The sequence below is a fragment of the Mesorhizobium yinganensis genome, from assembly GCF_040081985.1.
Taxonomy (GTDB): Bacteria; Pseudomonadota; Alphaproteobacteria; order Rhizobiales; family Rhizobiaceae; genus Kumtagia; species Kumtagia yinganensis.
On the sequence record NZ_JBEBMH010000003.1, the window covers coordinates 621,067 to 628,272 of the forward strand.

6 protein-coding genes and 1 pseudogene are annotated in these 7,206 nt (G+C 66.5%); 3 read left to right on the forward strand and 4 right to left on the reverse strand.

Annotation, left to right across the window (positions count from 1 at the left end):
* The first annotated feature begins 108 nt into the window (after window positions 1-108).
* From ABMA59_RS10090 to ABMA59_RS10100, 3 genes are all read left to right on the forward strand, one after another.
* Window positions 109-1,314 (forward strand): GGDEF domain-containing protein, encoded by a 1,206-nt coding sequence (locus ABMA59_RS10090; protein WP_349005203.1) that lies wholly within the window; start codon window positions 109-111, stop codon window positions 1,312-1,314.
* A 172-nt stretch (window positions 1,315-1,486) separates the two neighbouring features.
* Entirely contained in the window at window positions 1,487-2,683 is a 1,197-nt protein-coding gene (locus tag ABMA59_RS10095; protein ID WP_349005204.1) for a GGDEF domain-containing protein, read from the forward strand.
* 232 nt (window positions 2,684-2,915) lie between these two features.
* Window positions 2,916-3,647, forward strand: a complete 732-nt coding sequence (locus tag ABMA59_RS10100) for an SDR family NAD(P)-dependent oxidoreductase (protein WP_349005205.1) — start codon at window positions 2,916-2,918, stop codon at window positions 3,645-3,647.
* A gap of 142 nt (window positions 3,648-3,789) precedes the next feature.
* Here ABMA59_RS10100 and ABMA59_RS10105 read toward each other — a convergent pair whose 3' ends face one another.
* The 4 genes and pseudogenes from ABMA59_RS10105 to ABMA59_RS10120 all read right to left on the reverse strand — a co-directional run.
* Window positions 3,790-4,641 carry a COG3904 family protein gene (locus ABMA59_RS10105; RefSeq protein WP_349005206.1) on the reverse strand — a complete coding sequence of 284 codons (852 nt, stop codon included), beginning with the start codon at window positions 4,639-4,641 and terminating at the stop codon, window positions 3,790-3,792.
* Window positions 4,638-6,002, reverse strand: a complete 1,365-nt coding sequence (locus ABMA59_RS10110) for a hypothetical protein (RefSeq protein WP_349005207.1) — start codon at window positions 6,000-6,002, stop codon at window positions 4,638-4,640. The genes ABMA59_RS10105 and ABMA59_RS10110 overlap by 4 nt, the downstream gene beginning before the upstream one ends.
* 131 nt (window positions 6,003-6,133) lie before the next feature.
* The gene (locus tag ABMA59_RS10115) at window positions 6,134-6,505 is read right to left on the reverse strand and encodes a hypothetical protein (RefSeq protein ID WP_349005208.1); all 372 of its coding nucleotides are present in this window, start codon (window positions 6,503-6,505) and stop codon (window positions 6,134-6,136) included.
* A gap of 242 nt (window positions 6,506-6,747) precedes the next feature.
* Window positions 6,748-7,206: pseudogene (locus ABMA59_RS10120) on the reverse strand (hypothetical protein); the annotation flags it as partial.

Below are 7,206 nucleotides of genomic sequence, written 5' to 3' on the forward strand. Positions count from 1 at the left end.
GACCTGGCAAGACAATCGCCCGTCTCGAGGCGACTGCCTTGCCGGCTTAACCTGTTGTTCGTGGGTTTCTTCTAACTCTTGACGCTGGGTAACCGCGGGCGGAGCGCGTTGGACCAGGGCCTGTTCATATCGCTGCTTAACCCGGCCGTGTCGGGTGTGCTTTCGTTTGCGTTCCTGGTGATCTGGGCAGGCAGGCGGGACCGTCGTCACATCCTGCTGCTCGGCCTCTGCTATTTCTGCGTGGGCGTGGGCTTCATCCTGCAGGGCTTCAACCTCGGATTGCCTTTCGAGGCAGCGAAGTTTCTTTCCAATCTGCTGTTCTTCGTTGCCGTTTCGTTGATGGCATGGGCGGTGACGGCCAGGCAGTTCTTGCGTGTGCCGATCCTCGCGCTTGCGGCGTGCACGGTTGCCGGCATGGCCGTGTTCAGCTGGTTCCTGTTCGTGCAGCCGGATTTCGTGGCCCGCGTTTTCGCTGTGAACTATGGGCTCGGCGCAATGTGCGTGATTATCGCGCTCAGTCTGCGGCAAGCCAGGAATATGGCCTTCGTGGACAGGCTGCTGATCTGGCTCGCTGCTTTGCGCGCGCTCGACTTCTTCATCCGGCCGCTCGTCGTAGCCCTATTCGAGAGCGGCCATGCGGAGCAGATGCCTTTCGTCGCCTCGGCCTACTGGCTGACGACCAGCCTGTCGGTGATCCTTTTCTCCGTGCTGATCGCTGTGACGTTGCTGACCACGGTCGCGTCCGACGCCATGCGGCAACTGCGGGTCGAGTCGCGCACGGACCCGCTGTCCGGCCTGCTCAACCGCCGCGGGTTCGAGGAAGAAGCCGCGCCCTTCTTCGATCGGGCCACGCGCCAGCCGGTGCCTCTCGGCTTCGTGCTTGCCGATCTCGATCACTTCAAGACGGTGAACGACCGCCACGGTCATGCCGTTGGCGACGCGGTCATCTCCGCCTTTGCCGCCCTGCTCCAGCGGACCGGCGCGGACAAGGCCATCATCGGGCGGATCGGCGGCGAGGAATTCGCGGTGATCATGCCGCATTGCGATCTGGGCACGACGCGGCTCTTCGCCGAAGGCGTCCGCGCGGCGCTTTCGGCCGGCGCGCTGGAAGGCGTCGCGCCGGGCCTTGGCGTGGTCACCTGCAGCTTCGGTGTCGGCGCACGCACCGGTGGAGAAAGCTTCGAGACGCTGTTCAAGCGCGCCGACGACGCACTGATGCAGGCCAAACAAACCGGACGCGACCGGGTCCGGGTCGCTTATATCCACAGCGATGATGCGCCGACCGTCATACCCGTATGGGGCATTGGCGGCTGAACCAAGCTCACCCGCCCGCGTGACGCCGGCAGGTCCGACGCCGCATCGAATATGCCGTCGCCCGTTCTGCGAAATCCGCCGCCGGAGGCGATCGCGCCGGCGGGATTAACGGCTTCTTCGCAAGCCTGTGTTTTGTCTATTGGCAACCCGCATGATGCGGGGGAGAAGCAGGATGAGCGGGGCGGGATTTATCCTGGCGATCAATTTCGTCGTGGCGGGCCTGCTCGCCGCCGCCTTCCTCACCGTCGCCCTCTACGATGCCAAACTCACGGCCGCGCGCTGGTTCGCGCTCGGTTACGGGTTCGGCATGGCCTATTTCGGCATCGAGTTCATGATCTACATGCTGGGCAGCAACGGGCCGGCGGTGGTGTTTTCCTTCGCCGTCGTGCTCGCCGGCATGGCGCTGTTCAATGTCGGGCTGGCGCAGAAATATTCCGTGCAAAATCCGCGCACGACGATGGCCGTCACCTTCATCCTCTCGGTCGTCGTCTGCACGCTGATCCAGGACCAGCCGCGCACTTCGTTCTGGCGCATGCTGGCCTACCAGGCTCCCTATTTCGCCATGCAGGTGATCGGTGTGTGGATCGTCGGCTTCTCGCGCGCTCGCGGCCGGCTCGACACGGTTTTGCTGGTGTTGCTGTCGGCGAGCGCCCTGCAATTCCTTTCGAAGCCATTCCTGATGGTGGTGTTCGGCGGCACCGGAGCGACGCCGCAGGATTATCTCTCGACGAACTACGCGCTGTTCTCGCAGACGCTCTCCACCATCTTCGCCATAGGCGTCGCACTGCTGATGCTGGTCATCATGGTCCGCGACATTCTCGCCGCCGTCACCTCCAAGTCGGAGACGGACACTCTGTCCGGCCTCTACAATCGCGGCGGGTTCGAGAGGCTTGCGACCGAGGCACTCGAGCACGCTGCGCGCCGCGGCACGCCCTTCGCGCTGGTCATCGCCGATCTCGATCATTTCAAGGCGGTGAACGACACGTTCGGCCACGCCAGCGGCGACCGCGTCATCCAGGCCTTCGCCGGCCTGCTGAAAGGCGCCGCCGGCGCGCCGCCCATCGCGGCTCGCCTCGGTGGCGAGGAGTTCGCGATCGTGCTGCCTGGTGCGAACCTCATTGCCGCGCGGCTGTTCGCCGAAGGTGCGCGCGCCGCTTTCTCGGCGCGGCCCATCGAAGGCCTGCCGGCGGACAAGCGTTTCACCGCGAGCTTCGGGGTCGCCGAACTGCTGGCGTCAGAGAGCCTGTCGGGGCTGATGCGGCGCGCCGACGAAGCGCTCTATGCCGCCAAGGAGGAAGGGCGCGACTGCGTGCGGGTTTCCCGGCCGGCGGCGGTGGTGGCGGGTTTGCTGGCGGGCCGGGCGAAGTGATGACTCTGGCCAGGGATTGGGCCAACCAGCGCAAAGTCCGTGCGTCCAAAGTCTCTTCTCTGCACAGCCGCGGTCGGGCTGATTGGAGGGGGCCGGCTTCTCGGACGATGAGCAGGACGCCATGTTCCGGGGAACTGCCGCAGCCTGGGTCTGGATACCACAACGCTCGGCGGGTGAGGTCGCCTAGGCGGGGCGCAACTCGGCAAATCATGATCGATGCGGAGGATTTGCGATGGCCCGGATGACCAACAAGGTCGCGCTGGTGTTGGGCGGCGCGAGGGGCATCGGCCTTGCCATCGCCGAACGGCTTGCCGTGGAGGATGCGGCGGTGTTCCTAACGGGACGGCACGCCGAAGACGTCGAAACGGCCGCAAGGAGAATTGGCCGCGGAGCGCGCGGCATCGTCGCGGATGCCGCCGTGCCGCGGGATGTGTCGCGGGCTATCGCGGCGGTGCGGGATGAACATGGGCGCATCGATGCGCTCGTCGTGAACGCTGGGATTTCGGAGCCGGCGCTGCTGGTGGATGAAACGCCCGAGCACTTCGAGCGTCATTTCCTGGTCAACGTGCGCAGTTCGGTCCTCGCCCTCCAGGCGGCGCTGGACATTATGGGGGAAGGCAGCTCCGTGGTGCTGGTCGGGTCGGCCGCGGATTCGGCGGGCGTGCCCTCCTACGGCACCTATTCCGCCAGCAAGGCGGCCCTGCGTTCTTACGCGCGGACCTGGACCGCCGAACTCGGGCCGCGCGGCATTCGCGTCAATGTCGTCAGCCCTGGCCCGACCGATACCGCGATGTTCGGCTCGGTGTCGGACGAGGTGCGCGCGGCGCTCATCGGGCACATCCCGCTCGGGCGCATGGCGCGGCCCGAGGAAGTCGCTTCCGCGGCGCTGTTTCTCCTCAGTGACGAGGCGAGTTTCGTCGCGGGCTCCGAGCTCTGCGTCGATGGCGGAATGCGGCAGGTTTGACGGTCCTGCTAGCTGGTTGAGCAGGGGCTTTCCATGCCACCCATATGCAAATGGATCGGCGGCTTGCTTGCCGTTTACCGTTCAATTGGCTTCGGGAACGCTGACGAGTGCGCGCGTCAGCCGATGCCGGCGGACCACGATCCTATTTCTTCCTCGCGGTCTTGCTGCCATCCCCGCTGACCAGCCGGTAGGCTGCCAGTTCCTCGCGCGAGAAATAATAGAGGGCGCGCGGCGGGGTATCCAACGCGTGCAGCCACAGCGCGGGGTCGACGTCCATCGAGGCGAGGTGGCGTGAGATGCGCGCCGTCGTGGACTGCGCATCGGCCATGATCTGCTCCGGCGCGGATTCGATCGCGGCGGCGGCGTAGAACTGGTGTACGCCGATCGCCGCCTTGTCACCGGCGGCGCGGTGTTTTCCGCCGGCCATCAGCAGCGGGCAGGAGGAGGCGCAAAGCGCGCCGTCGGCGACCTCCGTGTCCAGGCCGCGCTCGCGGATCAGCCGCGCCATCGCCATGGCGTCGTCGAGTGCGCCGCCGGGGGAGTTCAGTGAGACGGTCTTCACATATTCGCCGCGTTCCTTCAGTTCGGCGGCGAAACGTTCGGCCGTTCCCGGCTGGATGCTGCCGACAGCCTTCAGCTTGCCGCCGGGCTCCAGGGCAAAACTCATCGGCTTGCCGAGCAGGCTTTCTTCGGTCGTCAGGAACGGACGCGGGTCGACCGAGGGAGCGTCGGGTACGCCGACCTCCACGGCGGGAGGCAGAACCGGCTCCATGTTCGAGGGCGCCGTGATCTCGGCAAAAGCCCAGCCATTGGTCTCCGCAAGATCGCGCAGGTCAATCGCCAGGACGGTGATCGCGCCGATCAGCAGGCCGCGAAACGCCCAGCGCAGGACTTCGCCGTCGTCGAAGCGGGAGAGGTAGCGGACGAGCATGTTGGGCCGCGCATCCCGTTGCGCCGGCATGTTGGTCCGCTGGATGTCGCCCGGCAGGCTCATGGCTCGACCCGCTTGCGTTCGGAGAGGGACAGCGGTGTGACGTTCTCGGCCGTTGCCTGCCGGACGGACGGCTCGGAACGTTCCGGCTCGGCTGGAGAGAATGTTTCCGTGGCAGGCGCGGCGGCTGGCAAGCCGCTACCGTCTTCTCTTTCCGCGGCCTGCTGCTCGCGCAGCCGCGCCTGCAGGAGCTCGTTGTATTTCAGAGAGCGCAGCATGTCGCCGGCGGTGATCTTGTCGGCCTCTTCCAGCTCGTTCTCGCCACGCCGCATGACGCCATGCACCACCGCCATGATGCCGACGAGGACGGCCGGCAGCAGGTCGATCGAGATGGCACCGGCCCAGCTCGGGATGAAGTCGCCGGCGTAGCGCAGCACCGCCTCGGCCGAGGTCAGCGGCACATAGCGCCGCTCCGGCACCTTCGGTTGATTGAGAATTTCCGTTGCGGCGTCGGACAGCGCCTTGGACTGCGCGGTGACCGAAGCGCGGATGGTCGCCATCACCTGGTCCTGGCGGCCGGCGAGATCCGGCGTCGTGCCGTCGGCCACCGGTGCGATGAAGCCGACGGTCAGATCGGCGGCCGCGCGGCTGACCGAGGCGGCAATCGAGGTCTGCTCCAACGAGGAGATCACGCCCGACAGCGCCACCGATTCCGCCGCGAACTGGTCTGAGCGCTGTTCGATCGGCCCCGGAGCCGAGACCAGTCCGCGCATGGTCGAAAGATGTTTCTGTCCCTGCTCGAAAGCCTGCTGGATCGGCTCGCGCGACGACTGGATGGTGGTCTCCAGCTCCTTCATCTGCGCGGCCATCTGGCTGAGCAACTGCACGACGCTGCCCGAGCCCGACGTGCCGGTGAGCGCGCCGGAGGTCTGCTCGTCGGCGGCGAGACGGGAGAAGCGTTCGCCGGCGCGCTGGATGTCGGGCAGCAGCGACAGCGCGCCGAGCGCGTTGCCGTGCGCCTGGTCCAGGTCGGCCGTGTATTCCTCGATGGTGATGGCGAGATGCTGTTCGACCGCCGCAGAACCGGCAAGCGCGGCGGCGTTCAGCCAGGACGACATGGCGATGATCATCGCCGAGCCGATGGCCATGATGCCGAGCAGGGCAAGGCGCGAACCGCCGTCGCGCATCTCCGGCAGGAAGCGGATCAGGTAGGTCCAGAAGCCGTACATGGCGACGGAGACGGACGCCGAATAGATGACCGCGGCGAAGAACACGACCGTCGCGGAACCGTCGAGCAGGCTGCGCACGCCGAGATAGGTGTAGACGCCGCTCGCAAGCGCCAGCGTGGCGAGCACGAAGCGTGTCATCGTTTCGAGGCTGGCGATATGGTCCTTCAGCCGGCGAGACTGGGCCGCATGGCTCATAGATGGTTAACCGTTCCTGAACGCGGGCGGCAAAGATTGGCGGGAGAAAGATGACCGAATCAGGGCCGCGCCGCCGCGCAATGCAGCGTGCCCTCCTTTCCCCGGCGCGGGAGCCGGCGCCGGCGCCCGGCTTATTGGCAGGGGCCGCCCTGCAGCGGGATCTCGCCCTGGTCGAAGCCATACATGTAGCTTCGGCCCTTCACCAGCACCGGCGGCCTGTAGCACTCGCCAATCACGATCTCGCCGGTGCGTTCCGAATAAATGACCTCCGGCTGGTCGGAGCGCGCCGGCTGGCCGGCCCCGACATATTTGGCGAGCCGCTCGGCCTCGCGGCCCTCGCCGACGAGGATGCGCTTGAAGCCGGCGGTGCTTTCGATGACGAGGTTGCCGAAACTGTCGGCATAGACCCTGTCGTGATCCAGGGCGGCGGCCGGTGTGGCGGCGGTGACGGCGAGGGCCGCGCTCATCGCGGCGCCTGCCAGAATTCCAAGTCCGAGACGCATCATGCTCTCCTTCGATCGAGGCAAAGCCTCCTCGATTCGCGAAGTTAATCCTTTCTTAACCAAAGTTAAGGCCGGCGGGCTGCCGGCCGGTGCCTATCGGAGATTATGGTTAACGGGTGGTGGCCTTCGCCTTCGGCATCTGACGGGAGAGGGTCCTCTCGGACAGCACCCATCGCCGCCAGACCGCGAAAAATCCGCGCCGGCCGTCGATGCCTGCGTTTGCGGCGTCGGGCGGTATGGCGTCATGACGTGTCGGCAGGCTCCAGCGCCCACATGGCGAGGCCGTGGACGACGTCCAAGACCTCGTGGACGTCATGGGTGGGTTTTCGGCTCCAGCCCGGAGGCCGGCCGGGTTTCAGCGGACCGAGGCGGACCCAGCCCGCGCGGCGACCTTTGCTGTGCGAACTGGCCGCGCCACGGCTTGCGGTTTGTGTACCTGCTCGGCCCGCGTCCTTGTTTCGCGCAAGGGCCGCGTCGCGCCGTGCCTTCCAGCGGGCAAAACGTCTTGCCTGGCCCGGCAGGTCGTCCAGCGCGGCAGCCAGCGCTTGCAGTCGGAGCGCCAGACGCGCCGCGTTTATAGGATCGCGAGGCGATGGCGGTCGCGGGAAGGAAGATGGATCGGCGACGCCGGGAAACAGAATGCGCGGCACGCTGTGCGCGGGCTGATAGCGGCGCTGGACGCGGAACGGGTCTCGCAGCGG

Coding starts and splice junctions, on each gene's coding strand:
- ABMA59_RS10095 (WP_349005204.1), top strand. CDS start 1,487: ATGAGCGGGGCGGGATTTATCCTGGCGATCAATTTCGTCGTGGCGGGC.
- ABMA59_RS10100 (WP_349005205.1), top strand. CDS start 2,916: ATGGCCCGGATGACCAACAAGGTCGCGCTGGTGTTGGGCGGCGCGAGG.
- ABMA59_RS10105 (WP_349005206.1), bottom strand. CDS start 4,641: ATGAGCCTGCCGGGCGACATCCAGCGGACCAACATGCCGGCGCAACGG.
- ABMA59_RS10110 (WP_349005207.1), bottom strand. CDS start 6,002: ATGAGCCATGCGGCCCAGTCTCGCCGGCTGAAGGACCATATCGCCAGC.
- ABMA59_RS10115 (WP_349005208.1), bottom strand. CDS start 6,505: ATGCGTCTCGGACTTGGAATTCTGGCAGGCGCCGCGATGAGCGCGGCC.